This window comes from Phenylobacterium sp., from assembly GCF_036563285.1.
Lineage (GTDB): Bacteria > Pseudomonadota > Alphaproteobacteria > Caulobacterales > Caulobacteraceae > Phenylobacterium.
The window spans coordinates 1210895-1236367 of record NZ_DATCMR010000011.1 but is presented as its reverse complement, the minus strand read 5'-3'; the positions used below and the strand labels follow the sequence as shown (position 1 = coordinate 1236367).

General features: G+C 69.8%; 23 protein-coding genes. 11 read left to right on the top strand and 12 right to left on the bottom strand.

What is annotated here, in order from left to right; translation table 11 throughout:
- Positions 1 to 88 precede the first annotated feature (88 nt).
- Genes VIL76_RS16890 through lpxK form a run of 5 tightly spaced genes read left to right on the top strand, consistent with a single transcriptional unit; the run spans position 89 to position 5848 of the window.
- The gene (locus tag VIL76_RS16890; protein ID WP_332046202.1) at positions 89 to 1861 is read left to right on the top strand and encodes an ABC transporter ATP-binding protein; all 1773 of its coding nucleotides are present in this window, start codon (positions 89 to 91) and stop codon (positions 1859 to 1861) included.
- Positions 1858 to 2565, top strand: a complete 708-nt coding sequence (locus VIL76_RS16885; RefSeq protein WP_332046201.1) for a lysophospholipid acyltransferase family protein — start codon at positions 1858 to 1860, stop codon at positions 2563 to 2565. Before VIL76_RS16890 ends, VIL76_RS16885 begins: the two co-directional genes overlap by 4 nt.
- A gap of 33 nt (positions 2566 to 2598) precedes the next feature.
- Complete coding sequence (locus tag VIL76_RS16880; RefSeq protein WP_332046200.1) at positions 2599 to 3540, top strand: cation diffusion facilitator family transporter; 942 nt, start codon at positions 2599 to 2601, stop codon at positions 3538 to 3540.
- Complete coding sequence (locus tag VIL76_RS16875; protein WP_332046199.1) at positions 3537 to 4790, top strand: 3-deoxy-D-manno-octulosonic acid transferase; 1254 nt, start codon at positions 3537 to 3539, stop codon at positions 4788 to 4790. The genes VIL76_RS16880 and VIL76_RS16875 overlap by 4 nt, the downstream gene beginning before the upstream one ends.
- Positions 4787 to 5848: a tetraacyldisaccharide 4'-kinase gene (gene lpxK, locus VIL76_RS16870; RefSeq protein WP_332046198.1), complete on the top strand. Its 1062-nt coding sequence runs from the start codon at positions 4787 to 4789 to the stop codon at positions 5846 to 5848. The genes VIL76_RS16875 and lpxK overlap by 4 nt, the downstream gene beginning before the upstream one ends.
- Here the strand turns inward: lpxK and VIL76_RS16865 are convergent.
- Entirely contained in the window at positions 5790 to 6875 is a 1086-nt protein-coding gene (locus VIL76_RS16865) for a phosphotransferase family protein (RefSeq protein ID WP_332046197.1), read from the bottom strand. The genes lpxK and VIL76_RS16865 overlap by 59 nt on opposite strands.
- A 39-nt stretch (positions 6876 to 6914) precedes the next feature.
- Positions 6915 to 8186: a phosphoribosylamine--glycine ligase gene (gene purD, locus VIL76_RS16860; RefSeq protein ID WP_332046196.1), complete on the bottom strand. Its 1272-nt coding sequence runs from the start codon at positions 8184 to 8186 to the stop codon at positions 6915 to 6917.
- A 109-nt stretch (positions 8187 to 8295) separates the two neighbouring features.
- Between purD and VIL76_RS16855 the strand changes: the two genes are divergently transcribed.
- The 4 genes from VIL76_RS16855 (at position 8296) to VIL76_RS16840 (ending at position 12136) form a co-directional block, all read left to right on the top strand.
- A complete protein-coding gene (locus tag VIL76_RS16855; RefSeq protein WP_332046195.1) occupies positions 8296 to 9000 on the top strand; it encodes a sensor histidine kinase in 705 nt (234 codons plus the stop codon).
- Between the two features lies 1 nt (position 9001).
- On the top strand, positions 9002 to 9466 hold the full coding sequence (locus VIL76_RS16850) for a response regulator (RefSeq protein ID WP_332046194.1): 465 nt from the start codon (positions 9002 to 9004) through the stop codon (positions 9464 to 9466).
- A gap of 2 nt (positions 9467 to 9468) precedes the next feature.
- Positions 9469 to 9732 (top strand): SemiSWEET transporter, encoded by a 264-nt coding sequence (locus tag VIL76_RS16845; protein ID WP_332046193.1) that lies wholly within the window; start codon positions 9469 to 9471, stop codon positions 9730 to 9732.
- Positions 9733 to 9820: 88 nt separating this feature from the next.
- A complete protein-coding gene (locus VIL76_RS16840) occupies positions 9821 to 12136 on the top strand; it encodes a tetratricopeptide repeat protein (RefSeq protein ID WP_332046192.1) in 2316 nt (771 codons plus the stop codon).
- Here the strand turns inward: VIL76_RS16840 and VIL76_RS16835 are convergent.
- Genes VIL76_RS16835 through rfbF form a run of 7 tightly spaced genes read right to left on the bottom strand, consistent with a single transcriptional unit; the run spans position 12133 to position 18294 of the window.
- The gene (locus VIL76_RS16835; protein ID WP_332046191.1) at positions 12133 to 12783 is read right to left on the bottom strand and encodes a hypothetical protein; all 651 of its coding nucleotides are present in this window, start codon (positions 12781 to 12783) and stop codon (positions 12133 to 12135) included. The two genes, VIL76_RS16840 and VIL76_RS16835, sit on opposite strands and share 4 nt — an antisense overlap.
- A complete protein-coding gene (locus VIL76_RS16830) occupies positions 12780 to 13589 on the bottom strand; it encodes an NAD(P)-dependent oxidoreductase (protein WP_332046190.1) in 810 nt (269 codons plus the stop codon). The genes VIL76_RS16835 and VIL76_RS16830 overlap by 4 nt, the downstream gene beginning before the upstream one ends.
- Before the next feature lie 4 nt (positions 13590 to 13593).
- Positions 13594 to 14658 (bottom strand): FkbM family methyltransferase, encoded by a 1065-nt coding sequence (locus VIL76_RS16825; RefSeq protein WP_332046189.1) that lies wholly within the window; start codon positions 14656 to 14658, stop codon positions 13594 to 13596.
- 54 nt (positions 14659 to 14712) lie between these two features.
- Positions 14713 to 15243: a dTDP-4-dehydrorhamnose 3,5-epimerase gene (rfbC, locus tag VIL76_RS16820; RefSeq protein WP_332046188.1), complete on the bottom strand. Its 531-nt coding sequence runs from the start codon at positions 15241 to 15243 to the stop codon at positions 14713 to 14715.
- Positions 15243 to 16481: a class I SAM-dependent methyltransferase gene (locus VIL76_RS16815; protein WP_332046187.1), complete on the bottom strand. Its 1239-nt coding sequence runs from the start codon at positions 16479 to 16481 to the stop codon at positions 15243 to 15245. Before VIL76_RS16815 ends, rfbC begins: the two co-directional genes overlap by 1 nt.
- Positions 16478 to 17539, bottom strand: a complete 1062-nt coding sequence (gene rfbG / locus VIL76_RS16810; protein ID WP_332046186.1) for a CDP-glucose 4,6-dehydratase — start codon at positions 17537 to 17539, stop codon at positions 16478 to 16480. The genes VIL76_RS16815 and rfbG overlap by 4 nt, the downstream gene beginning before the upstream one ends.
- On the bottom strand, positions 17527 to 18294 hold the full coding sequence (rfbF, locus tag VIL76_RS16805; protein WP_332046185.1) for a glucose-1-phosphate cytidylyltransferase: 768 nt from the start codon (positions 18292 to 18294) through the stop codon (positions 17527 to 17529). The genes rfbG and rfbF overlap by 13 nt, the downstream gene beginning before the upstream one ends.
- Before the next feature lie 150 nt (positions 18295 to 18444).
- Here rfbF and VIL76_RS16800 point away from each other — a divergent pair, with 150 nt between their 5' ends.
- Positions 18445 to 20100, top strand: coding sequence for a hypothetical protein (locus VIL76_RS16800; RefSeq protein ID WP_332046184.1), 1656 nt, complete (start codon positions 18445 to 18447; stop codon positions 20098 to 20100).
- Positions 20100 to 20837 carry a sulfotransferase domain-containing protein gene (locus VIL76_RS16795; RefSeq protein WP_332046183.1) on the top strand — a complete coding sequence of 246 codons (738 nt, stop codon included), beginning with the start codon at positions 20100 to 20102 and terminating at the stop codon, positions 20835 to 20837. The genes VIL76_RS16800 and VIL76_RS16795 overlap by 1 nt, the downstream gene beginning before the upstream one ends.
- On the opposite strand, the gene VIL76_RS16790 is transcribed toward VIL76_RS16795, so the two are convergent.
- From VIL76_RS16790 to VIL76_RS16780, 3 genes are all read right to left on the bottom strand, one after another.
- Positions 20834 to 21736: a TylF/MycF/NovP-related O-methyltransferase gene (locus VIL76_RS16790; RefSeq protein ID WP_332046182.1), complete on the bottom strand. Its 903-nt coding sequence runs from the start codon at positions 21734 to 21736 to the stop codon at positions 20834 to 20836. The genes VIL76_RS16795 and VIL76_RS16790 overlap by 4 nt on opposite strands.
- Positions 21737 to 21947: 211 nt before the next feature.
- The gene (locus VIL76_RS16785) at positions 21948 to 23606 is read right to left on the bottom strand and encodes a glycosyltransferase family 4 protein (RefSeq protein WP_332046181.1); all 1659 of its coding nucleotides are present in this window, start codon (positions 23604 to 23606) and stop codon (positions 21948 to 21950) included.
- Positions 23607 to 23704: 98 nt separating this feature from the next.
- Positions 23705 to 25378: a calcium-binding protein gene (locus tag VIL76_RS16780; protein ID WP_332046180.1), complete on the bottom strand. Its 1674-nt coding sequence runs from the start codon at positions 25376 to 25378 to the stop codon at positions 23705 to 23707.
- Positions 25379 to 25473 lie beyond the last annotated feature (95 nt).

Below are 25473 nucleotides of genomic sequence, written 5' to 3'. Positions count from 1 at the left end.
TACCTAGGCGCAACAGGCGGCAATCGGAAGCGCCTCAAGTGGTCGCGGCCTCCTTGACCTTCGCCGCGCATCGGCCGACTTCAACGCCATGAGCGACCCCGCCCAGCCCGAGCTTTCCGGCCGCGAGCTGATCGGCCGGGTGGCGCGCGTCTACATGGCGCCGCGCTGGAAGGGGTGGGTGACCGCGCTCCTCGCTGCGATCGTCGTGGCGATCCTCTCCGCCGAGCTGATCCGGATCCTCGAGCCCGCGGTCAACGACCTGCTGGTCAACCACAAGCCGGGTCAGCTCGTGGCCCTGCCCCTCACCATCGCGGTCTATGCCATCGGTCGGGCGGTTGCGCAGATCGTGCAGGCCTCGCTGGTGAACCGCATCGGCAACGGTGTGGTCGGCGACGTCCAGGTGCAGCTGTTCGGCAAGCTGGTCCGCGCCGACCTCGCCCGCCTGCGCAGCCAGCATTCCGGCGCCTACGTCTCCTCGGTGCTCTACGACGCCGGCCTGATCCGCGAGGCGGCGACGGCGGGGGTCATCAACTACACCCAGCACTTCCTGACGGTGATCGGCGCGATCACGGTGATGGTGGCCAATGACCTCCTGCTGTCGCTGGTCCTCGTCGCGGCCTTGCCGGGCGCAGCCTGGATCATGCGGCGGTTCTCCAAGCGCACCACCAAGGCGGCCAAGGGCGCCATGGCGGAGACCTCGGCCCTCTCCACCGCGATCATGGAGAGCCTGGACGGGGTGCGGGTGGTGAAGATCGAGAACCGGGAAGCCTATGAGGAGGCCCGCGTCGCCGAGGTCGTCCGCCGCCGGCAGACGCACCTCGTGAAGGGCGCCAACGCCCGGGCCAGGGCCGCGCCGTCGACCGAGCTCCTGATGACCCTGATCACCGCGGCGGTCATCGCCTATGCCGGCTGGCGCTCGCAGCAGGGCGGCATGACGGTCGGCGCCTTCGTGGCCTTCATCGGCGCCTTGGGCCTGGCCTCTCAGTCGCTGCGCCAGCTCGCCAACCTGCAGACGGTGTTCGCCGAGGGCATGTCGGCCGCCCGGCGTCTGTTCGCCGCCCTGGACGTGGAGCCGGAAGTGCGCGACCGGCCGGGCGCCAAGCCGCTGACCCGCAGCGAGGGGACCATCACCTTCGAGGACGTGAGCTTCGCCTATCGCGAGGGCCCGCCGACGCTCGCCGGCGTTGGCTTCGAGGTCCGGCGCGGCGAGACCGTGGCGCTGGTCGGGCCCTCGGGGGGCGGCAAGACCACCATCCTGAACCTGATCCCGCGCTTCTACGATCCCACCCAGGGCCGCGTGCTGATCGACGGGCAGGATGTGCGGGACGTGACGCTCGCCTCCCTCCGCGACCAGGTGGCGCTGGTGACCCAGGAGCCCTTCCTCTTCGACGACACCATCCGCGCCAACATCGCCTACGCCCGGCCGAGCGCCTCGGCGCAGGAGATCGAGCAGGCCGCCCGGGCTGCTGCCGCCCAGGAGTTCATCGCCGAGCTGCCGCAGGGCTACGACACCGCCGTCGGCGAGGCCGGCGCGCGGCTCTCCGGCGGCCAGCGTCAGCGGATCGCCATCGCCCGGGCCTTCCTGAAGGACGCGCCCATCCTGCTGCTCGACGAAGCCACCAGCGCGCTGGACACCGAGAGCGAGGCGCAGGTGCAGGCGGCGCTGAAGCGCCTGATGGCGGGACGCACCACCATCCTGATCGCCCACAGGCTCTCCACCGTGCGCGGCGCCGACCGCATCTATGTGATCGACAAGGGCCGGATCGTGGAGACCGGCGACCACGCCAGCCTGATGAAGAAGCGAGGCCTCTACGCTCGCCTGGCCAAGAGCCAGGACCTGGAGGCGGAGACCGCCGCTTGAAGAAGCTCCTGAGGAGCGGTCCGGTCCAGGCCACCCTGGGCTTCCTGCTCGGCGTCTACATCCGGCTGATGCTGCGCACGGTGCGCTGGCGGCACGAGAACCTGGCCTGCTTCGACGCCGTCCTGGCTGGCGAGAGCGGCGCGATCGGGCTGATGTGGCACGGCCGCATCCCGCTTTCGCTCTCGGTGGCTCCGCAGTGGTGGCGCAAGCAGACGAAGGTGCTCGTCTCTCCCTCGGCGGACGGAGAGTTCATCGCCCGCGCCCTGGCCATGAACAACCTGGGCTCCATCCGAGCCTCTTCCGCAAAGAAGGGTGACTCCGCCAAGGCGCGGCAGGCGGTGGCGGCGGTCCGCGAGGCGGTCGCGTGGGTCTCCGAAGGCAATGGCCTGGTCATCACGCCCGATGGTCCGCGCGGCCCCAACGAGCGGGTCGCTCCAGGCGCCCTGCAGATCGCGCGTCGATCGGGCCAGCCGGTGTTCCTGATGGGCATCGCCGCCACGCCCGCCGCCCAGTGGGAGGGCAGCTGGGACAAGGCGATGTTCGCCGCGCCGTTCGGCCGGGGCGCCGTGGTCTGGGAAGGCCCCCTCTACGTCGCCGCCGACGCGGACGACGCCACGATCGCGCGCCTGATCGAGGAGTGGTCCGCCCGCCTGTCGGCCGCCACGCGCCGGGCCGAGGCCCTGGTGGGGCGGCCTGCGCATTGATCCCGCCCCGCCGCGGTGAGACATAGGCCGGCGATGGCCCAGGACCACCACCATCAGCACGGCCACGACCACGGCCATCATCACCATCATCACCATGCCCCAGCCGACATGGGCCGCGCCTTCGCGATCGGCGTGGCGCTGAACACAGCCTTCTCCGTCGCCGAAGCCGGCGCGGGTCTGTGGTCGGGCTCGCTCGCCCTGCTGGCCGACGCGGGGCACAACCTCTCCGACGTACTCTCTCTGATCCTGGCCTGGGGCGCGGCAGTGCTGGCCAAGCGCGCCCCCACCGGGCGGCGGACCTACGGCCTGCGGAAGGCGACGATCCTGGCCTCGCTGGCCAACGCCGTGCTGCTGCTGGTGGCCGTGGGGGTCATCGCCTCGGAAGCCGTGCGGCGCTTCTCCGCGCCGGCGGAACTGGAGACGGGGGTGGTGATGCTCGTCGCCGGCATCGGCGTGGCCATCAACACCGCGACTGCCCTGCTCTTCCTGCGCGGCAGCCAGTCGGACCTCAACGTCCGCGGCGCCTTCCTGCACATGGCCAGCGACGCTGCCATCTCGCTGGCGGTGGTAGTGGGCGCAGCGGTGATCGCCGCCACCGGGCTGCTGTGGCTGGACCCGGCGCTCAGCCTCGCCATCGGCGCGGTCATCGTGCTGGGCACCTGGAGCCTGCTGAGGGACTCTGTCGACCTCGCGCTCGACGCTGCGCCAAGGGGCGTGGACGTGACCGAGGTGCGGCGCTGGCTGGAAGCCCTGCCCGGGGTCGAGGAGGTCCACGACCTGCACATCTGGGCCATGAGCACCACCGAGACGGCGCTCACCGCCCATGTGATCCGCCCGGCCAATGTCGAGCCGGACCGCTTCCTGCATGATGCGTGCGACGGCCTCGCCCGGCGCTTCCACATCGGCCACGCCACCCTGCAGGTGGAGACCAGCGGCGCCCACGCCTGCCGCCTCGCGCCCGCCGAGGTGGTGTGAGCCTCGCGCTCATGGCCTACGCCGCCGCCACGGGGCTCCTGGAGCCCTTCGCGGGCGGCGTGCTGCGCGCCCGCGCCCGGCGGGGCAAGGAGGACGCCGCGCGGCTGGGCGAGCGGCTCGGCCGAGCGGGGCAGTCGCGGCCCGACGGCCCGCTGGTCTGGCTGCACGGGGTGAGCGTGGGCGAAAGCCTCTCGCTGCTGCCGCTCGTCGAGGCGCTGAGGGCGCGCCGGCCCGACCTCGGCCTTCTGGTCACCTCAGGAACCGTGACCTCGGCCGAGGTCCTGGCGCAGCGCCTCCCGCCCGGCGTGATCCACCAGTTCGCGCCGGTGGACGCGCCCGGCGCCGTACGCCGCTTCCTGGACCACTGGCGGCCACGCGCCGGGCTGCTGGTGGAGAGCGAGCTGTGGCCGAACCTGATCCGCACCGCCCGAGCGCGCGGTGTCCGCCTTGCCCTGCTATCCGCCCGCATGACGGACGAGAGCGCCGCCGGCTGGGGCCGTGCGCCGGGCGCCGCGCGCCAGTTGCTCTCCGCCTTCGACCTGGTGCTGCCGCAGGACGAGGCGACCGAGGCGAGGCTCCGCTGTCTGGGGGCGCAGGTCGGACCGCGGCTGAACCTGAAGCTGGTCGGCGCGCCACCTGCCGTCGACGCCGCCCAGCTCAAGGCGCTGCGCAAGGGGGTGGCCGGCCGCAAGACCGTGCTCGCCGTGAGCACCCACGCCGGCGAGGAGCCGATCGTGGCGCAGGCCGCCCGTGACGCCGGCGCCGACCTGCTGATCGTGGCCGTCCGCCATCCGGAACGCGGACCGCCAGTGGCCGCCGAGCTCGCGGCCGCGGGCTTCGCTGTCGCCCGTCGCGGCGCCGGCGAGCCGCTGACGGCGAAGACCACGGCCTATGTCGCCGACACCCTGGGCGAGCTTGGGCTTCTCCTGTCGGTCGCCGACATCGCCGTCATGGGCGGGAGCTTCCTGCCCGGCATCGGCGGCCACAACCCGCTGGAGCCGGCGCGGCTGGGCGTGCCGGTCGTGACCGGCAGGCACCACTTCAACGCCGCGGACGTCTACGGCGAGATGTTCGCGCGCGTGGCCGCCATCGAAGCTGAGGACGCAGCCGCCCTCACGCGCCACCTGAAGGGCCTGCTGACCTACCCGCAGATCGCTCGGCGGATCGGCGAGGCGGGCCTGGACTACGCCGCGTCGAAGGCGCAGGCGCTGGACGCCGCGCTGGAGCTGCTGGACCCTCTGCTGCCATGAAGCTCCAGACGCCCGAGTGGTGGTACAGCCGCGAACGCTCGCAGCCGGTGCTGCGCGCCCTGCTGACACCGCCGTCCTGGATCTGGTCCGCCGTCACCGCGCGGCGGATCGCCCGCGCCACGCCCGCCGATCCTGGCGTGCCGGTGGTGTGCGTCGGCAACATCACCATGGGCGGGGCCGGCAAGACGCCGATCGTGCGGGCGCTGGCGGAGCGGCTGGCGCAGGCGGGTCTCTCCGTGCACCTGCTCTCCCGTGGTTATGGGGGCCGTCTTCCGGGTCCCGTCCGGGTCAATCCGGAGGTCCACACCGCCGCCGACGTCGGCGACGAGCCGCTGATGCTGGCCCGTGACTACCCCGTCTGGGTCGCCCGCGACCGCCCCGCGGGCGCGCACGCCGCCGCGGGGGCCGGGGCCCAGGTGATCGTCATGGACGACGGCCACCAAAACCCCTCCGTAAAGAAGTCCGTCTCGCTGGTCGTGGTCGACGGCGAGACCCGCAACGAGGAATGGCCGTTCGGCGATGGCCGGGTGTTTCCGGCGGGGCCGATGCGCGAGCCGCTGGCGAAGGGCCTGGCGCGGGCCAGCGCGGCGGTGATCCTGCTGCCGGCCGACCTCCCCGTGGCCGAGCCGGGCCTGCGGCGCACGCTCTCCAGCGTGCCGGTCATGACGGCGCACCTGAGAGCCGCGGCGCCGCCGCCGGCCGGCCCGCAGGTGGGCTTCGCCGGGGTCGCCAAGCCGTGGAAGGTGGAGCGCGCGCTGAAGGCCGCCGGGTGCGAGCTGGCCGACTTCGCGCCGTTCCCGGACCATGCGCCGTATGACGAGGCTGTGCTGAAGCGCCTCGCCGACCGCGCCGCGCAGTTCGAGGCCGGGCTGGTCACCACCGAGAAGGACTGGGTGCGCCTGCCGCCTGATTGGCGCGCGCGCGTCGCCGCCTGGCCGGTGAAGGCGAGCTTCGACGACGCCGCCGCGCTGGACGAGCTGCTGGCGGGAATCCTCCCCGCTAGGCCGTCGCCCCCGCCTTCTGCGCGAAAGCCCAGCTCGCCTCGGCGAGGGAAATGACCCGCGGGCCCATGTTGGCGGCGTCCGGGTGGTTGGCCGTGCCGTCGCGCACCCGGCCCAGGATGCCCTGCACGATGCCGGCCAGCCGGAAGGTGTTGTAGCTGAAGTACCAGTTCAGGTCGGGCAGCCCGGGCCGGCCGGTGAGCTCGCAGTAGTAGTCCACCGCCTCTTCGACCGTCGGGATACCGTGCGCCTTCAGGTCCGGCAGCTGCGAGATCGTCCCATTCACCCAGTTCATCAGGAAGTAGGTGAAGTCGGCCAGCGGCTCGCCCAGGGTGGAGAGCTCCCAGTCCAGCACGGCGACGACCCGCGGCTCGGTGGCGTGCAGGATCATGTTGTCCAGGCGGTAGTCTCCGTGGACGATCGAGGTGCGCTCCTGCGGCGGCAGGGTCTTGGGCAGCCACTCGATCAGCCGCTCCATCTCCGGGATGTGGGTGGTCTCCGACGCCTTGTACTGCTTGGTCCAGCGGTCGACCTGGCGGCCCATGTAGTTGCCGGGTTTGCCGTAGTCCTCCAGCCCGATCTTGGCGTAGTCCGTGTTGTGCAGGGCGGCGAGCGTCCTGATCTGGGCCCGCCAGATCTCCCGGCGCTCGGCCGGCTCGTACTGCGGGAGCGTCTGGTCCCAGAGGATCCGGCCCTCCACGTTGTCCATGACGTAGAACCAGGTGCCGATGACGCTGTCGTCGGTGCACAGGCCGTAGGTCCTGGCCACCGGATAGCCAGTCGAACCCAGGGCGGTGATCACCCGGTACTCGCGGTCGACGGCGTGAGCCGAGGGCAGCAGCTTGCCCGGCGGCTTGCGGCGCAGGACGTACTTCTTCGACGGCGTCACCAGTTGGTACGTCGGGTTAGACTGGCCGCCCTTGAACTGGCGCACCTCCAGCGGGCCCTGGTAGCCTTCGACGTTGGCCTGCAGCCAGCGCTCCAGCGACGCCTCGTCGAACCGGTGGGTGTCGGCCACCGCCTTGGTGCCGGTGTTCGCCTGCTCGCGGGCCTGTTCCGCGGCAAGGTCTGTCGTGACGGCCATGGCGCTCCCCCCTCTTACGCTTGTTTGAAATCACTCTACCTAGCGGGCCAGGGCGCGCCAACCGATGTCGCGCCGGCAGAAGCCATCGGGGAAGTCGATGGCGTCCACCGCGGCATAGGCCTTGTCCAGCGCCGCCTGCAGCGTGGGGCCGCGCGCGCAGACGTTGAGCACCCGCCCGCCCGCGGCTCGCAATGTCCCGTCGTTGTCCCGCCTTGTTCCGGCGTGAAAGGTCACGACATCGTCGCCGAAACGCACTTCGGCGCCCCGGATCTCGCCTCCCGGCCTGGGCGCGCCTGGATAACCCTGGGCCGCCAGCACCACGCAGACCGCCGCCTCGTCCCGCCACTGCGGCTGCGGCATGTCCTTCAGCGTGCCGTTCGCGCACGCCACCAGGTAGGGCACGAGGTCGCTTTCGAGCCGCAGCATGAGCACCTGGCATTCCGGGTCGCCGAAGCGGGCGTTGAACTCCACCAGCTCGGGCCCGTGCCTCGTGGCCATCAGCTCGACGAACAGCACGCCCTTGTAGGGCGCGCCCTCCGCAGCGATGCCGGCAAAGGCCGGCTCCACCAGGTGGGTGCGCACCTGCTCCACCAACTCCGGCGTGAAGACCGGGGCCGGCGAATAGGTCCCCATGCCGCCGGTGTTCGGGCCCTGCTCGCCATCGAAGGCGCGCTTGTGGTCCTGGGCCCAGCCGAACAGCATGGAGGTCTCGCCGTCGCACAGGGCGAACAGCGAGCCGATCTCCCCTTCGAGGAACTCCTCGATGACCACACGTGCGCCGGCAGCGCCGAAGCGGCCGCCCAGCGCGTCCTCGATGGCGGCCTCGGCCTCGCCCCGGGTGGTGGCGACCGTCACGCCCTTGCCGGCGGCCAGGCCGTCGGCCTTGACCACGAAGGGCGCCTCGAAGCGGTCGAGCGCCGCCTTGGCCTGATCCAGCGTCTCGCAGACGACGTAGGCCGCGGTCGGCAGGCCGTAGCGGTCGCAGAACGCCTTGGTGAAGGCCTTGGAGGACTCCAGCTGGCCGGCCTGGGCGGTCGGGCCGAAGCAGGCGATCCCGGCGGCCTGCACCGCATCGGCCAGGCCGGCGGCGACCGACGATTCGGGCCCGATGACCACCAGGTCGGCCGCGATCTCGCGGGCCAGGGCGACCAGCCCGTCGACTTCGGTCGCCCCGACGTCGCGCGTCTCGCACAGCGCCGCCATCCCCGGGTTGCCCGGCGCGGCGACCAGGCGGCTCACCAGCGGCGAGGCCGCGATCTTCCAGGCCAGCGCATGCTCGCGGCCGCCCGAGCCCACCAGGAGGATGTTCATGGCCCCGCGCTTTGGCGCGCGGCCGGGCTTCGGTCAAGGCGGGGGCTTCGCGAGCGGGCGGAACCAACCTTTGCCGTTGCCGTTGGACTCACCCGGGGTGGGGGAAGCCGTGGACGGCGGCATAAACGATATGGAAGACGTGGGCAGGCAAACGGCGGAGACTCTCCGCACCTTCAAGGACGCAGATTACGCCAAGCAACTCGAGCAGGCGCTGGCGCAGAAAACCGCGCTGCTGCACGAGATCGACCACCGGGTTAAGAACAACCTGCAGCTCATCGCCTCGCTGCTGCAGCTGCAGAGTCGCCGTATCCCCGACGAAGCGACGCGCCAGACGGTGCGCGGCATCCTGGAGCGCGTGAACGCCATCGGCGCGGTACACCGCCGGCTGTTCCAGGGCGGCGACGTTCAGCGCTTCGCCGTGGCCGAGTTCGTACGCGACCTGGCCGGCGACCTCGCCGCCGCGGCGCGGCGCGACGACATCCAGCTGAAGCTCGACCTCGAGCCCGTCGCCGTCCCTGCCTCCTCGGCCGCGCCAATGGCCCTGGTGGTCAACGAGCTGATCTCCAATTCCTTGAAGCACGCCTTTCCCGCGGAGCGTCCAGGGGAGGTGGCCATCTGCATCCGCAATGTGGGCGAGCGCTTCGAGATCATCGTCGCCGACAACGGCGTCGGCATGCCCGCTGAGGCCCCAAGGGGCTTCGGCACGACCATCGTCCAGCTGCTCTGCCAGCAGCTGAAGGCGCAATTCACCCAATCGGACAACCAGCCCGGAGTTAGGTCCGTGGTGTCCGTGCCGCTCGAGAAGCTTGCCTGAGATGGCTCCGCGTGACCCACCCGACGTGCTGATTGTGGAGGACGAGCTGCTGGTCGCGGCAGACCTGCAGTGCATCATCCAGGACATCGGCCTGCACGAGGTGGGCCTCGCCACCACCCGCGACGAAGCGATCAGCCTGGCCCGCCGCTACACCCCCGACCTCGCGCTGGTCGACGTACATTTGCAGGACGGTCCCACCGGCGTGGACGCCGCCCGGCTGATCGCGGAGGACTGCGGGGGCGTAGTCCTCTTCATGACCGCCAACGTGCGCCGCCTGCCGCCCGACTTCGCCGGCGCCTGCGGCGTGATCGGCAAGCCCTACTCCGAGGAGGGCGTCCGCCTGGCGCTCAGGTACCTATGGGTTTGCCTCACGGCTGGCTACGCGCCGGGTCCGCCGCCGGTGGGCCTCACGCTGTCGCCCGAATACCAGGCCCGCTGGGCCGCCGACCTGCCGATGAGCGCCTGAGCATGGGTCTCCCCGAGTTTGTCGGCTTCGCCGCCGCCGTGTGCTCGATGGCGAGCTTCGTGCCCCAGATCGTCAAGATCTGGCGCGAGCGCGACGCCTCGTCGGTGGCGCTGCGGATGTACGTGATCACCGTCACCGGCTTCACGCTGTGGACGATCTACGGCTTCCTGATCGAGAGCTTGCCGGTCATCGGCGCCAACATCGTTTGCCTGATCCTGTCCGGGATCATCCTGACGCTGAAGTGGCGCTTCGGCCGCGGGACCTGACCGCCCTGCGGCGCCCCCGGCTCTAGCCAGCGGCCGGCTTGCCGCTTAAGGCTCCTGCACGAGCGGAAGAGGCTGAAGAAGGTCGGGAATGGACCAGCGTTTGGTGGCGACGGACGCGGCTTTGAAGGCCGGCCGGCGGGATGAGGCCATCGAGCTCCTGAAGGGCCTGCTCAGCGAGCAACCCGACCAGACCCTGCAGGTGTACCGCGTGCTGCTGCACCAGCTCTATCACGCCAAGCGGTACGAAGAGGGCGCGGAGTGGTGCCAGCGCGCCGTCGAGCGCTTCCCGCGGGAGTACGAGATCACGAACCTCTGGGGCGTGATGCTGCGCCAGCTCAAGCGGTACCCGGAGGCCCTAGAGGTCCTCGACCGCGCCATTAAGCTCAACCCCGCCCAGATGGCCGGGCACCAGAACCGCGGCAATGTCCTGCTGGACATGGGCGACAACCCGCGCGCCGAACAGGCCTTCTCGCAGATGGCGCGGCGCGACCCGCGCAACGCTGAGCACCACCGCCAGCTCGGCCGCGCCCTGGCCCGGCAGGGCAAGCGGGACCAGGCTCTGGTGCGCTTCCGCCAGGCGATCGCGCTGAAGAAGGACTACGTGGACGCCTGGCTCGACATGGCCGGGATCTACAACGAGCTGCACCAGGCCAAGCAGGCCGAGGCCACCCTGGACAAGGCGGTCGCGGCCAATCCCGACAGCCAGAAGCTGCTGGAGGCCAAGGCCCTGGTGATGCGCCGCGCCGGTCAGTTCCGGCGCGCGGAGGCCTACCTCCAGGAGATCGCGGGGCGCTTCCCCGACGCGGGCTGGGTGCACTTCCAGCTGGGCAATGTGGTCTCCGAATACGACCGCGAGCGCGGCAACGTCTTCCTGCGCCGCGCGGTCGAGCTGGAGCCCGACAACCTCGACTACCTGGTCTCGCTCATCCAGAGCATCGAGCGCACCCGCTCCGGCGACGAGGGCGCCAACATCGAGGAGGCCTACCAGCTCTCGAAGCGCGCGGTGGCGCTGGGCCAGGAGTTCACGCCGGGCCACACCAAGGTGCTGCTGGAGGTGCTCACCCGGGTCTGCGCCTACGACGAGCTGGAGCCGCTCGGCGACTTCAAGACGCTCGGCCGCGGCTGGGCAGAGACCGACCGGCACACGGCCCTGCTGAAGCAACTCGCCCGCGTGCGCTCCATGGACGACCGCCTGGAGCTGGTGGAGCAGCACCGCATCTGGGGCCGGATCGTCGAAGACCGGGCCAAGGCCCACCCGATCAAGAAGCCCCCGCGGCGCGCGCCGGGGGGCAAGATCCGTCTGGGACTGATGTCGGCCGACCTGCGGCAGCACCCGGTGGCCTACTTCGCCCTGCCGCTCTTCGACCACGTCGATCGCGAGCGCTTCGAGGTCTACTGCTACTCCTTCTACCAGGGGGACGACGAAGACCCGATGCAGCGGTTCATCACCGGCCAGGTGGACGCCTTCCGCTGGTGGAAGGACATCTCCAGCCACGACGCCGCCCAGGCCATCGCCAACGACCAGCTGGACATCCTGATCGAGCTCGGCGGCTCCACTCACATGAACAAGCCGGAGGTCCTGGCCTACCGGCCGGCGCCCAGGCAGGCGAGCTGGCTGGGCTATCCGCACTCGCTGGGGCTCTCGACCGTGGACTACTTCGTCTGCGATCCCTACTCCGCGCCCAAGCGGGCCGACCTCCTCGTGGAGGAGCCACTGATGATGCCGCACACCTGGCTCGCGCTGGGCCGCGCGGTGTTCTCCGAGCGCCATCCGATCAACGAAGGCGTGCCCGAGCAGCGCAACGGCTTCATCACCTTCGGGACGGCCAACAACCCGCACAAGTACAGCCGCGAGGTGCTGCAGACCTGGGCGCGGGTGGTGGCCAGCGTGCCGAACTCCCGCTTCGCCTTCATCCGGCCGGAGGGCGGCACGCCCAGCTTCCGCAAGAACGTCATCGCCGAGTTCGCCGCCGGGGGCGTGAGCGAGGACCGGATCGTGTTCCACACCATCCGCGGCAAGCACATGCCGTTCTACAACGAGGTCGACATCACCCTCGACCCGTTCCCGCTCACCGGCGGCACCACCACCACGGAGTCGCTGTGGATGGGCGTGCCCCTGGTCAGCATGGTGGGCGAGGCGTTCCACGAGCGGCTGAGCTACTCGATCCTGTCCAATGCGGGCCTCGGCGACCTGTGCGCCATCGATCTCGAACAGTATGTGGCGACCGCCCAGAAGCTCGCCGCCGACCAGCAGCGCCGGCTGCAGCTTCGTCACGGGCTGCGCGACCAGATCCGCAACAGCCCGCTCGGCCAGACCGAGCAGTGGGCGCGCGACTTCTACGACATGGTGGCGCGCGCGGTGGAGGCGAAGCCGGCCCAGGAAGCCAAGGCGGCGGGCCGCTAGAGCCTGAAGTATTCCTTCAGGAGGTCGTCGGGCCGGGGGCTGAACGCCAGGCCGTCGCCAGAGCGGAAGGCCATCTGGCCCTTGGGCACGTGCTTGTTCACGACGCTGGTCCCCTGGCTCACCACCACGTCGTCCTCGACGACGGAGCGGCCGATCACCGCCGTGTTGGGGTAGAGCACTACCCGCTCGCCGATCACCGGGATCTGGTCCTTGTGCCGGCCCACGGTCGAGTTTTGGTAGAGCACCAGGTAGTTCCCGTACGTCGCCTTGGCGAGCACGATACCGACGCTGTGGCCGATGTAGAACACCTCCGGCATGGCGATCTCGTAGAAGAGATCGATGCCGTTGAATGCCTTGTTCATCAGGAACAGCCGCGTCGCGGCGGCGGTGTCCCCCGACCGCTTCCAGATCGTGTTGCTGAGGTAATACAAGTAGATGCAGTGCTGGGACGACTGCAGCACGTTGAACTGGTCGGGGCGCCACGGCGCACACGCATTGATGCACCGGTGCAGCCGCTCCAGCGCCTCGTCCAGGTGTGCGTCCACCGCGGAGCGGAAGGCGCCCTCCCGCCCGTCGGGCACGACGTTCATGCACTGGGCGACGGTATAGTCGATCAGGCTCTCGCGGGTGTGGTCGACGAGCTTCAAGCCTTCAGGCCCTTCAGGTAGCGGCGCACGACATCCTTGACGCCTTCGGGGGCCACGCCAAGCGCCCGCAGCTTGGCGACGTCGGCGTTCGGCGGGTGGAGCGGCCGGCCCTCGCCCTTGAAGGCCACGTGCCAGCCCTCCTCCTCGAACACCCGGGCGATCTCGCCGTTGGTGACCAGCTCGCCGCTGGCCACGTTGACGATGCCCGCAGGCTCGCCCTGCGCCAGCGCGATCAGCGCGGTCACCACGTCGTCGAGATGGATGTAGTCGCGGGCCACGTGCGGACTCGATTCCAGCGTCAGCTCGCGGTTCGCCTGCGCCATGATCAGCCAAGCCGACAGGAAACCCGGGGCCTCGTCGGCCCAGTGGTAGACGTTGGAGAGCCGCGCCACGGCGCCGCGGCCGCCGGTCCGCGCGATGGTCAGGTTCTCGCCTAACGCCTTGGAGAGGTCGTACACCCGCCTAGGGTCGGTCGGGTCGAGGACCAGCGGTTGCGCCTCGCTGACGGTCGCAGCCCGCATCCCGTCGTAGAGCCGCGTGGACGAGGTGTAGACCAGCCGCGAGAAGCTCGCCCGGCGGATCAGCTCGCTGACCAGCGAGGCGTGCGCCTCCACGGTGTCGAAGGGGCGCGTGTCGTAGTCCGCCGTCAGGCCGGCGCAGTAGAACACCACCCCCAGGTCGCGGCGGAACAGGCCCGCGTCTCCGCGCGGCGGGGCGAAGACCTCCCAGCCGGCGTTCTCCAGCCGCGCCTTCAGCCGGCGTCCCACGAAGCCGGCCGCGCCGACGATGGTGGCGAAGCCGGCCAAGGGTCTACAGCCCGCCCACCGGGTGGTGCAGCTTGGGATCCTTGTGGCGCAGGTACTTCGGACTGACGTCGCGGACGATGCGGTAGCCGTCGCTCTCGAACACCTTCGGGTCCTTCACCGCCACCATGTTGAAGCCGTGCGGCGGCCCCTCCAGGTGGATGGCGTCGGCCGGGATGAGCTCGATCGGGTGCTTTGCGAGGTCGTAGTTGGAGTTGAAGTCACGCAGCGCAAAGACGGTATAGCCGCGGTCGGTGAGGAACTTCACGATCTCGGTGTTCGGCATGCCATTCGACCAGTCGACGTAATGCCGGTGCACCTCGAAGAGGATGCTCGGCGCCTGGCCGGGCGGCTGGTTCAGGAAGGGCTCGGCGCCCTTCAGCGCGCCCAGCTCCGCTCCCTCGATGTCCAGCACGATCAGGTCCAGCCGCTCGACGCCGTTGGCGCCCAGGTAGTCGGCGATGGTGACCGTCTTGAAGCTGTCCTCGGCCCCTGCCTCGGCAGTCTCTGCGCTCGCGAAGCTGTCGTAGCCGACGAGCTTCAGGTTGGTGGAGCTGTCGTGCCACAGACCCTCCGGCCGCGGCAGAATGTTGGGGAGGCCGTTGATCTCGGCGTTGCGGGCCAGCATGGCGCGCTGCTGGCTGTTGGGCTCGAAGGCGTGCACCACGCCGCCGCCCGCCGCGATCTCTCGGGCGATCAGCACGGCGTGGTCGCCAAAGTAGGCGCCGCCGATCACCACCTGCTGCGCGCCCTTCGCGAGATTCACCAGGATCCGGCTGGTCATTGGCTCCCAGGCGTGATCAGGGCTCTCGGGCTGCGACATGACGAAGTCCCGGGCGATCTTGGAGCGGTACAGGAACTCGAAGGTGACTCCGGTCGAGAGCGTCTTCCGCACCACCTGGTCGTCGTCGTAGAGGGCGTCCACCAGCGGGCCGGTCAGCTCCTCGCGCACGTCCACGCCGGGCGCCTCGATGGCGCCCTCGAAGGCCAGCAGCTGGCGGATGAAGGCGGCCCGCCAGTCGTCCCTCTCCGAGATGCGGGAGAGCGCATCCAGCGCCTTGTCGTCAGCCATGAAAGCGTCACCTGTCGTCGTTGAGCGCCGATCTCCTAGCAGATCGCGCGGTGGTTAGTCTGGGTAGTCGGGATAGCTCGCGTCGCGGGCCGAGATGACCTTCGGCGGCGCCGGCCACTCGATGCCGAACGCCGGATCGTCCCAGCGCACGCCCGCTTCGTGGCCGGGCTCGAACGCCGGGCTGATCTGGTAGAGCACGTCGGTGTCGGCCTCCAAGGTGAGGAAGCCGTGGGCGACGCCCTCCGGGATCAGCAGCGCGCGGGCGTTCTCCGCGGAAAGCTCGGTCGCGGTCCAGCGGCTGTGGGTCGGGCTGTCCGCGCGTAGGTCCACCGCCACGTCGAAGATGCGCCCGCGGATTGCGCGGACGAGCTTCACCTCGGCGTGCGGGGCCGGCTGGTAGTGCAGGCCGCGCAGGGTGCCGGCGTGGGTGTTTCGCGACAGGCTGGTCTGTGCCGGCGTGAACGGGCAGCCCGCGGCAGCGAACTCGTCGGGACAGTGCAGTCGCGCAAAGGCTCCACGCTCGTCGGTGTGCGGCTCGATATCCACCACCATCACGCCGGCGATCTCGGTGCGGGAGAACCGCATCAGGGGACCACCTGCGTCTCCGGCGTCGCCACGACGAACCGGCCACCCCAGCCGTCGATGTACGACAACTGTCCCATGATCTCGTCCTTCAGGTTCCAGGGCAGGATGACCACGTAGTCGGGCTTGATCGACTTCACGGAGTCCGGCGCGAGGACCGGCACGTGGCTGCCGGGCAGGAAGCGGTCCTGCTTCGCCGGATTGGCGTCGAAGACCGCGACGATATCCCGAGCCGTGACGCCGCAGTAGTTTAGGAAGGTGTTGCCCTTGGCGGCGGCGCCATAGGCGGCCACCCGCTTGCCCTCGACCGCGGCGTCCTCAAGGAACTTGCGGAAGCTGGCGCGGACGGCTTCGACGCGGGGCGTGAAGCCTTGGTAGCTCTCGATCCGCGAGAGGGCCGCGGCCGCTTCGCGCTCGCGCAGGGCGCGCAGCGCGTCGGTCTCCTCGTGACCGGACCCGGCCTGGCAGACGAACAGCCGCAGCGACCCGCCGTGGGTGGGGAGCAGCTCCACGTCGAAGGGCCGCAGCCCGTTGGCGGCGAGCACCTGCTCCACCGCCACCAGCGACAGGTACGAGAAGTGCTCGTGGTAGATGGTGTCGAACTGCACCTTCTCGATGAGGTTCAGCAGGTGCGGGAACTCGAAGGTCAGCACGCCCTCGTCCTTCAGCACGTGCCGGAACCCGGCCACGAAGTCCCCGATCCGCGGCACGTGGGCCAGCACATTGTTGGCCGCCACCAGGTCGGCGCGAACGCCGCGGGCGGCGAGCTTCACCGCCGTCTCCTCGTTGAAGAACATCACCTCAGTGTCGACGCCACGGGCCCGCGCAGCCTCGGCGGTGTTGGCGGTGGGCTCGATGCCCAGGACGGGGATGTCCTTGGCCACGAAGTGCTGCAGCAGGTACCCGTCGTTACTCGCGACCTCCACCACCAGGGACTCGGGGCCGAGGTTCAGCCGCTCGGTCATCGCCTCGGCGTAGCGGCGGGCGTGCTCCACCCAACTGGCCGAATAGGAGGAGAAATAGGCGTAGGCGTCGTCGAAGATGGCGTCGGCCGGCACCACGTCGTCCACCTGCACCAGGAAGCACTTCGCGCAGACCCGCGCATGCAGCGGATATGCCTGCTCGGCGCCGGCCTCGAGCTGCTCTCGGGTCAGGTAGTTGTTGGCCAGCGGCTGGTCACCCAGGTCCACGAAAGTGTGGGTGAGCGGGGCGCTGCAGAAACGGCAGGCGGGAGCGGTCATAGGCGGGCTTCGTAGCCTTCGATCTGCTCCCGGCACAAGGCGAGCGCGTCTTCGCCGTTCGCCTGGCGGCGGTACCAGTCCATGGTCAGCGCCACGGCCTGCCGTGCGTCCAGCCGACTCTCGAAGCCGAGCGCCTGCCGCGCCAGGGTGGCGTCGATGGCCAGCGACTTGGCCTCCAGCGAGTACGGATCGGGCTCGTGCCGCCAGGGCTGCGCGCCCAGCGCCTCCACGCCCAGGGTGGCCAGCTCGCCCACCGTGACCTCCGGCCCGCCCGGACGCGGACCGAAATTCAGCGCTCGCGGCGCGTCCGGCCGCGTCGCCAGGGCCTGGGCGTGGACGAGGTAGCCGGCCACGCAGTCCAGCACGTGCTGCCAGGGCCGGGTGGCCTCGGGATGGCGCAGCACCACCTGCTCTTGCCCGCGCGCGGCACGGACGATGTCGGCCACCAGCCGGTCGCGGGAGAAGTCGCCGCCGCCGATGACGTTGCCGCCGCGGGCGGTCGCCACCGGCACACCGGCCTTGTCGAAGTAGCTCCTCGCAAAGCTGGCGGTGACGATCTCCGTCGCCGCCTTGGAGGCCGAATAGGGATCCTTGCCGCCCAGCGCGTCGGCTTCCGTGAAGGCCCGACCGGCCTCCGCGTTGGCGTAAACCTTGTCGGAGGTGATCACCAGGACGACCTTCAACGCCGGGTGGTCGCGCAGCGCCTGCAGCAGGTGGGCGGTGCCCATCACGTTCGAGGCGAATGTCGCGACGGGGTCGGCGATGGCCGTGCGCACGATGGGCTGGGCGGCCATGTGCAGGACGAGGTCGAATGCCTCTCGGGAAAGCGCCGCTTCGACCGCAGTCTGGTCGCGCAGGTCGGCGATCCGGGAGTCCACGATATGTCCCACGCCGGCGAGCTCGAAAAGGCTCGGATCCTGGTCCGGCTCGAGCGCAAGCCCGGTGACCTTGGCCCCCAAGCGCGCCAGCCAGATCGCGGCCCAGGCGCCCTTGAAGCCGGTGTGGCCGGTAAGCAGGACCCGCTTGCCGGCCCAGAAGCCGGGATCTACCTGCGCCACGGCGCCTCGCCCGAGGCCCACAGCTCCTCGAGGATGATCTTCTCGCGCACCGTGTCCATCGGGGCCCAGAAGCCCTCGTGGCGGAAGGCCATCAGCTGGCCGTCGTGGGCCAGGCCGCCCAGCGGCTCCTTCTCCCAGATGGTCTCGTCGCCGGCGATCCGGTCTATCACCTTCGGCTGCAGCACGAAGAAGCCGCCGTTGATGAGCCCATTGTCGCCCGACGGCTTCTCGATGAACCGCTGCACCTGGCCTTCCACGATCTCCAGCGCCCCAAAGCGGCCCGGCGGCAGCACGGCGGTTACGGTCGCCTCGCGGCCATGGCCCTTGTGGAACTCCGCCAGCGCCCGGATGTCGAGGTCCGCCACCCCATCGCCGTAGGTCATGAAGAACGGCTGGTCGGCGTCGAGGTACTTCGCCACGCGCCTGAGGCGCCCCCCCGTCATGGTCTCCTCGCCCGTCTCCACCAGGGTGACGCGCCAGGGCTCGTGGTTCTTGGCGTGGTACTCGATCTCGCCGCGCTCGAGATCGACGGTGATGTCGGCGTTGTGGAGCACGTAGTTCGCGAAGTACTCCTTGATCAGGTAGCCCTTGTATCCAAGGCACACGACGAAGTCGTTGAAGCCGTAGTGCGAATACAGTTGCATGATGTGCCAGAGGATCGGGCGGCCGCCGATCTCGATCATCGGCTTCGGCTTCAGCGTGCTTTCTTCGGAGATGCGGGTGCCGCGTCCGCCTGCCAGGATGACCGTCTTCATTCTGTCTCCAGCCGCCCCCGGCCCGTCTCGCTCGCCCCTCTTAGCGCGAAGGGGGCGGGGGATGAAGCCGCCTGGCGAGCCGCGGACGGATTGACGCCAAGGGGCGGTGCTCCACAAATCCCGGCGATGTCCGATTTGCGGTCGAAAGTGATGCCGGGAGTCCGCGCGGCGCTCAGCGCCGGGCGCCGCCAGGCCGCGCGCCAGGCGCTGGCGCATGCGCTGCGGACCGATCCGCGGGCCGCCTGGGCGCATGTGGCCCTGGCCAACATTGCCTGGGCCGACGATCGGGAGAGCGCGATCCTGCACCTGCGCCGGGCGCTGGAGCTGGACCCGCAGCACGTCGACGCCACAGTGGCGCTGGCCCAGGGGCTTTCGCACCGCGCGTTGCTGGAAGGTCCACACCTGCAGGAGGCGGTCGAGCTGATCCTGGGCGTGCTGCCCCGGCTGCCGCCTAGCGCCAGGACCTTGGCCGCCGGCATCCTCTGGCGGGGCGCGCAGTACGAGCAGGCAGAGGCGCTGGGCGGGCTCAGCGAACTGGGGCGCTATGCCGCCGAGCACGACCAGCCGGCCAACCTGCTGCTGCAGATGGCCAAGGTGCAGACGGACGAGGACCGCCTGGAGGTGCTCCATCAGCACCGGCTCTGGGCAGGATCTCTCGAACGGCGGGCGGCCGATCGGCCGATCGTACGGCCCCGCAGTCGCGCCCCCGGGTCCAAGCACAGGCTCGGCTTCCTCTCCCCCGACCTGCGCCACCACGTCGTGGCCTTCTTCGCCCAGCCGCTCTTCCAGCACCTGGACGAACGGTTCGAGCTGTTCTGCTACGCGCCGTTCCCCAGGGCCCCGGACTATGTGCAGGAGCGCATCGCCAGCCGGGTGACGGCCTTCCGGCAGCTGCCGCCGGACGACCGCGCAGCGGCGGAGGTGGTCGCCGCCGACGAGCTGGACATCCTCCTGGACCTCAGCGGTCCTCTGGGGAGCCGGCCCGGCATCCTGGCCTACAAGCCCGCCCCGCGGCAGGCGAGCTGGCTGGGCTACCCGCACTCTCTGGGCCTGGCGGCCATGGACTACTTCGTGGCCGATCCCTACCTGGTCCCGCCGCGGAAGGACCTGCTCGTAGAAGAGCCGCTGCTGATGCCGGAAAGCTGGATCTGCATGACCCCGGCGGCCTTCCACCCCGAACCGCGGGTCGAGCAGACCACGCCCGTCGAGCGGACCGGCCACGTCACCTTCGGGACGGCCAACGACGCCTACAAGTACAACCCTCGCCTGCTGCGCACCTGGGCCCGCGTGCTCGCCGCGGTTCCGGGCTCCAGGTTCATGATCGTGCGTCCCGAGGCCGGGGCCCCCGGCTTCCGCGACAGCGTGGCCCGGCATTTCGCAGCGGAGGGCGTGGCGGTCGACCGGCTGGACTTCCACGCCGTCAGCGGGCGGGCGAAGGTGCGTGAGCTCTACGGCCAGATGGACATCGCGCTGGACACCTTCCCCCTGACCGGCGGCACCACGACGTGCGAGGCGCTCTGGATGGGGGTGCCGACCGTGAGCCTGGTCGGCGAGGCGGTGTTCGAACGGTTGAGCGGATCGATCCTCAGCAATGCGGGGCTGCCGGAGCTCGCGGCCGCGACGGTGGAGGACTATGTGCGTATCGCCGTCGAGCTGGCCGGCTCGCCCGCCCGTATCGCGGAGCTGCGCAACACGGCGCGCGAGCGGATACTGGCCCGGCCGCTCGGCCAGCCTGAGCGCTTCGCCCGCGACTTCTACGACCTGATGGCCTCCGCGATCGCAGCCCGTCCAGAGAAGGACCGGTGATGGCCGCGGCGCCGCTCGTGAGCTTCCTGATCGCCGGCGTGCAGAAGGGCGGCACGACGGCGCTCCACGCCTACCTCGGCCAGCAGGGCGGCGTGGCCCTCGCCGAGCCCAAGGAAGTGCATTTCTTCGACGACGAGACCCAGGACTGGGCGCATCCGGACTACGCGGCCTACCACGCCCACTTCCCCGCTGAGGCCGAGGGACCCCGGGGCGAAGCGACGCCGATCTACGCCTACTGGCCCGGCAGCCTGGAGCGGATCGCCCGCTACAATGCGGCCATGCGCATCGTGCTGCTGCTGCGTGACCCCGTGGAACGGGCCTGGTCGCACTGGCGCATGGAGTATGCCCGCGGGGCGGAGACCGACCCGTTCTCCTGGTGCATCCGCGAGGGACGGCGGCGGCTGTTCGACGCCGAGCCCTGGGGCCATCACCGCGAATTCTCTTATGTGGAGCGCGGATTCTACGCCGAGCAGGTGGAGCGGCTGTTCGCGCTGTTTGCGAAGGAGCAGGTGCTGATCCTGACGTCGGAGGCGCTGCGCGATGCTCCCGGCCCCGAGCTGGCGAAGGTGCGGGCGTTCATCGGGGCCGCTGAGGCCCCCGCGCCTGAGCCGCAGTCGATCCACGTCGGTAGGGACGTCGGCGCGGACTTGGCCCCGGAGGACGCCCACTACCTGCGGACGCTCTACGCCCGTGACCTCGCCCGGCTGCGCGAGCTCACCGGGGTCGGTTTCGACTAGTCCTTGATGAACAGCCCCTGCCCGGTCGGTAGGGACAGGATGTGCAGGCCGCGCGCGGCGAACCAGGCCCTCTCGGCGTCCCGCTGGGCGCGCGAGCTGAGCCACCCGTAGTCGTCGAAGAGGATCACGCCGCCGGACGTCACCCGGTCGAAGAGCACGTCAAGGGCCTGCACCTCGGCGGTCGAGTTGTTGAGGTCCACGTGCAGGAAGGCGATGCGCTCTGGGCTGGTGTCGGCGAGCACCTCCGGGACGCGGCCCTGCACGACCGTTACATTCGGCATCTGGGCGAACCGGTCGCGCACCTCCTCGAAGGAGTAGCTCTCGGAATAGACGGCCTTGTTCTTCTCAGCCCAGCCCTCGTCCAGCTGGTCTTCCGGGATGCCGTCGAAGGTGTCGTATAGGAACCAGCGCTTGGGCCAGTCCGCGAAGCCGACGTACTCGGCGCAGAACAGGGTGGTGTGGCCCTTGAAGACCCCCAACTCGACGAAGTCGCCCGCCACCCCTTGCGTCTTCTGCACGGCCCAGAGCGCCGTCTGCAGGTTCCAGTGCCAGTTGGGGACCGGCAACAGGTCGGCGTGGCGGTCCGCGAGTTCTATGAAGCGCGCGTCCTCGAAGAACGGCAGGGTCTTCTCCCAGGTGGCCAGGCACTCGCCCACGAAGACACCGCTGAGGCCAGCCTCGAGCGTGTGCAGCGTCGAAAGCATGGCGGGGGTGCGGGCCTTGGGCGCCTGCGCCAGCCCGAGTCTCACCCGGATTCGTACTTGGTCCGCCGCCGTCGCGGCGCGCAGCAGCGACCGATAGGCCTGGGCGGCCAAGTCGTAGTGCTCGGCCTGCGCCAGGCCGTCAGCAATGGCCAGGGCCTGCTGGGTCGACAGTTGCTGGAAGTTGATGTTGTGCAAACTGCTCGTTCCTTCTCGCGTCGCCCCGCCCCCACCCGCCGCCGCGTCGATCCGCGCAACTTATCCCGCGATCGGCTCAGGGATTCGCTTTCGCCCGGCGAAGCTTTGGGTTAGATTGAGGTGTCAGCCTAGCTCTCCATGGCTGTGTCGCTTTGGCCGGACGGCGGATCGCAAGGTCCACCGTCCGGCCGTTGCTTTTCTGGGCTCCCGTTCAGCCCTGCGGGGTGAGCCGGATCACCCCGTAGCGGGCAAGCCAGAGCAGGCCCCGCTCCACATGCGGCCGCCGGTGCGCCGGGAAGATCTCCACAACCTGCTCGACGGTGGCGCCGGGGCGCTCGCCCAGCCAGGTGTGGACCTGCTGGCACTCCTCCAGGGTCGGGCGGTTGAACATGCTGTATATGGCCATCGGGCTGTTCAGCAGGTCGCGCGCCTCCTCCCAGGTCAGGCCCGGCGAGACTTGGACCTTGAACTGCCGCGACAGGTGGTGGGTCGGGTAGCTCTGGAAGAGGGTGTAGGGATCCGGCCGATAGGGGTTGAAGCGGATGGGCGCCTCCGCCTGCTTCGAAAGCCGCCGCGCGTTCTGCTCGGCCCAGAGCGCCTGATACTGCGGGACGATCGCCGCCCAGTCGAACACGCTACGGGCGCGGGCCTGGGCCTGGGCCCCCATGTGCAGGCGCAGGTCCTCGTTCTCGACCAGGGCGAGGATGAACTCCTCGGCGGCGACATAGTCGATGGCGGTGAACTGGGCCGTGGCGCCGATGTAGTTGTCGTAGTTGATCCACTGGTTGTCGAACCAGTAGGCGAGGTCGGCGCCGTTGCCCGGCCCGGGCGCGATGGTCGGCACCCGGAACCCGTCCACCTTGTGGCGCACCGTGTCCTTGTAGCCGTCCCAGTCGGTCACCACGCAGGGCAGGCCCGCGGCCATGGCCTCTACGGGCGTCAGGCCGAAGGTCTCCTGAATGTTGTCCGAGAAGCTGATGAAGAAGTCGGCCACCGACCAGATCGAGAAGCGCACGTCCGGCGGGCGCCCGTCGACGTTGCGGTAGTGCACGGAGGGGCACAGGAGACGCGACTGCGTGTGGTAGTTCTCCTCCACCTCCAGGCTACCCGCCCAGCCGGAGTTCACCCAGTAGATCGGCTTCGACGAGGCCTTGGCGGCGCGCTCGAGGGCCAGCGCCATCAGCGCCGGGTTCATCTTGCCGCGGACGTCGAACCGGCCGACGAATAGAGCCACCACGGCGTCCTCGGGGATGTCCAGCCGCTCGCGCCACGCCTTGCGGTGCTCCGACGAGGTGGCGAAGTCGTCCACGTTGACCCCCAGCGGGATTGTCACGCGCATCGGCTCGGGCCGGCGCTTGGGGCCGAACTCCTCGGCGAGGTAGGCGCGCATGCCGTCGAGTTGGGTCTCGATCGAGTGGCGCACCGCCTCCGAGGTGCAGATCAGGGCGTCGAAGTCCTCCACCGGGGCGATCAGGGTCTCGGCGATGGCCTGCATGATCCGGGCGGTGGCAGTGGTATGGGTGATGCCGCAGACGCCGTAGAGGCGCGGGCCCAGCGGCCGGCGGTGGAAGGCCTCGGTGTTGAGGCCGGGCCCCGGGAGGTTCAGCACGCCGGCCTCGGCGAGGCCGCGGCGGTTGGTCTGGGCAATCCAGTTGATCGGCCGGGACGGCGCCTCGATGCGCTGCACGAGGGCGTCGAGCTCCGGCTGGCCTCGGCCGCCGGCGTTCCAGAAGTGGAAGCGGTCCACCTCGGCGTGGCGCACGAAACCGCGCAGGAAGCTTTCGCCGGCGGAGAGCCGGCCGAGGAGGTGGGGGCCCGAGGTGTCGTAACCGCCCGGATGGAGAAAGAGCGCCGCGTTGTTCGAAATCATGGGTCAGGGCTGTAGCCGCACCGCGCCGCTGACGGAAGGCGCAAAGAAAAAGGGCCGCCCCGAAGGGCGGCCCCCAGTCCTACATCCGAAGCCGAAGCTTAGATGATGTTCGAGCCGTCGTCGGCCAGGTCGGCCAGCGTGCGGCCGACCAGCACCACCGCCGTGTCGTTGGCGTCAAGCGAACCGGCGTTCGTGCCGTTGTCGGCGAAGACCACCACGTCGCTGCCCACTTGGATGGCCACGTAGGTGACGGTGCCATTGAACTCGTTCTCGGCGATGGTCGCCGCGTCCGAGAAGTCAGTGGCGCCGACTTCTTCTTCGTAGTTCGCCGAGGTGCCGGCGCCCAGGCCTTGGAAGTCGAGCACGTCATTGGTGCCGGACCAGTCGAAGATGCGGTCCTGGTTGCCCTGGGTGTTGGCCGACTCGTTCGAGGCGAAGAAGAACGTGTCGTTCCCCGTGCCGCCGAACAGGTTGTCGGTGCCCGCACCGCCGTTGACGAGGTCGTTGCCCGCGCCGCCGTTGACGGTGTCACCGCCAGCGCCGCCGAGGACCGTGTCGTCGCCGTCGCCGCCGATCACCTGATCCGTGCCCGCCGCCGACGTGATGCTGTCGTTGCCGACGCCACCGTCGAGGGTGTTCCGGCCACCAGTGCTTTGGTCAGTGATGGTGTCGTTGCCGTCGCCGGCGAAGACGTTGTCGTTATCCGTCGTGGCAGTCCCCGACAGGTTGATGGTGTCGTTGCCCGCGCCGCCGGTGACCGTGTTGCGGCCGCCCGTGTCGAGGATGCTGTCGTCACCGTCTTCACCCAGCAGGGTGTCGTTGGCCGTGCCCGAGTTGATCGAGTCGTTGCCCAGGTTGCCGTCGATGTAGGTGACGACGTTGCCCGACGAGACGATCGAGTCGTTGCCTTGGCCGCCCGACAGCTGTTGCGAGCCGCCGGTGCCGAGGGTGGCCGACGACGTGATCGTGTCGTTCCCCGCGTTGCCGTTGATCGTCGTCAGAGACGTCAGGGCGCCCGAGAGGTTGATCGTGTCGTTGTGGGCGCCGCCGGTGATGGTGCCGCCGACCACGCCGGTGGCGTTGATCGAGTCGTTGCCATCTTCGCCGAGGAGCGTGTCGCGACCGCCGGTGGCCACAACGGTGTCGTCACCGAGGTTGCCGTTCAGGAAGTCGTTGCCAGCGCCGCCGACAACCGAGTCGTTGCCTTGGCCGCCCAGCAGGGTGTTGGCGTCCGTAGCAGCCGCGCCGGTGGCGAGGATGGTGTCGTTGCCGATGTTGCCCTGGGCGTAGTTGGTGCCAGCCGCGACGTCGAGGCTGTCGTTGCCTTGGCCGCCGTAGATGGTGTCGTTGCCGGCCGCGCCGTTTTCGGAGTCGTTGCCGCCGTTGCCTTGCAGCACGTCGTCGCCAGCGCCCGAGTTCATCGAGTCGTCGCCGAGCCCGCCGAACATGCCGTCGTTACCGGTCGTGAAGGTCACGCTGTCAGCGTTGGTCGAGCCGATCAGCAGGTCCGAACCATCGGTGAACTGCCAGTCTTGCTCGCCCAGCACGCCCGTGCCGAAGTTCACCGTCTTACCGGTCACGTTGTTCACGACCGTCGCGGTGACGGTGGTCGAACCCGTGGTGGTGGCCGACGGCGGGACGACGGTGGTGTTGTAGAGCACCGTCATCTCGTTCGCGGACGTGTTCGCGTCGAGCACGAAGACGGTGTCAGTGGACTGCTCGTAAGTCGCCCCCTGCGCGTCCGTCATCGATTCAAAAATGTAAGTCGCCATTAGTCTCTCCAGTCTGTGTCACACGGACCCCCGGCTCGCCTGACCCCCATCCCCGATGGAGCAGTCCCAGCGGTCCATTATCCCAAGCGCCGCAA

Coding starts and splice junctions, on each gene's coding strand:
- VIL76_RS16890 (WP_332046202.1), top strand. CDS start 89: ATGAGCGACCCCGCCCAGCCCGAGCTTTCCGGCCGCGAGCTGATCGGC.
- VIL76_RS16880 (WP_332046200.1), top strand. CDS start 2,599: ATGGCCCAGGACCACCACCATCAGCACGGCCACGACCACGGCCATCAT.
- lpxK (WP_332046198.1), top strand. CDS start 4,787: ATGAAGCTCCAGACGCCCGAGTGGTGGTACAGCCGCGAACGCTCGCAG.
- VIL76_RS16865 (WP_332046197.1), bottom strand. CDS start 6,875: ATGGCCGTCACGACAGACCTTGCCGCGGAACAGGCCCGCGAGCAGGCG.
- purD (WP_332046196.1), bottom strand. CDS start 8,186: ATGAACATCCTCCTGGTGGGCTCGGGCGGCCGCGAGCATGCGCTGGCC.
- VIL76_RS16850 (WP_332046194.1), top strand. CDS start 9,002: ATGGCTCCGCGTGACCCACCCGACGTGCTGATTGTGGAGGACGAGCTG.
- VIL76_RS16845 (WP_332046193.1), top strand. CDS start 9,469: ATGGGTCTCCCCGAGTTTGTCGGCTTCGCCGCCGCCGTGTGCTCGATG.
- VIL76_RS16840 (WP_332046192.1), top strand. CDS start 9,821: ATGGACCAGCGTTTGGTGGCGACGGACGCGGCTTTGAAGGCCGGCCGG.
- VIL76_RS16825 (WP_332046189.1), bottom strand. CDS start 14,658: ATGGCTGACGACAAGGCGCTGGATGCGCTCTCCCGCATCTCGGAGAGG.
- rfbC (WP_332046188.1), bottom strand. CDS start 15,243: ATGCGGTTCTCCCGCACCGAGATCGCCGGCGTGATGGTGGTGGATATC.
- VIL76_RS16815 (WP_332046187.1), bottom strand. CDS start 16,481: ATGACCGCTCCCGCCTGCCGTTTCTGCAGCGCCCCGCTCACCCACACT.
- rfbF (WP_332046185.1), bottom strand. CDS start 18,294: ATGAAGACGGTCATCCTGGCAGGCGGACGCGGCACCCGCATCTCCGAA.
- VIL76_RS16800 (WP_332046184.1), top strand. CDS start 18,445: ATGCCGGGAGTCCGCGCGGCGCTCAGCGCCGGGCGCCGCCAGGCCGCG.
- VIL76_RS16795 (WP_332046183.1), top strand. CDS start 20,100: ATGGCCGCGGCGCCGCTCGTGAGCTTCCTGATCGCCGGCGTGCAGAAG.
- VIL76_RS16785 (WP_332046181.1), bottom strand. CDS start 23,606: ATGATTTCGAACAACGCGGCGCTCTTTCTCCATCCGGGCGGTTACGAC.
- VIL76_RS16780 (WP_332046180.1), bottom strand. CDS start 25,378: ATGGCGACTTACATTTTTGAATCGATGACGGACGCGCAGGGGGCGACT.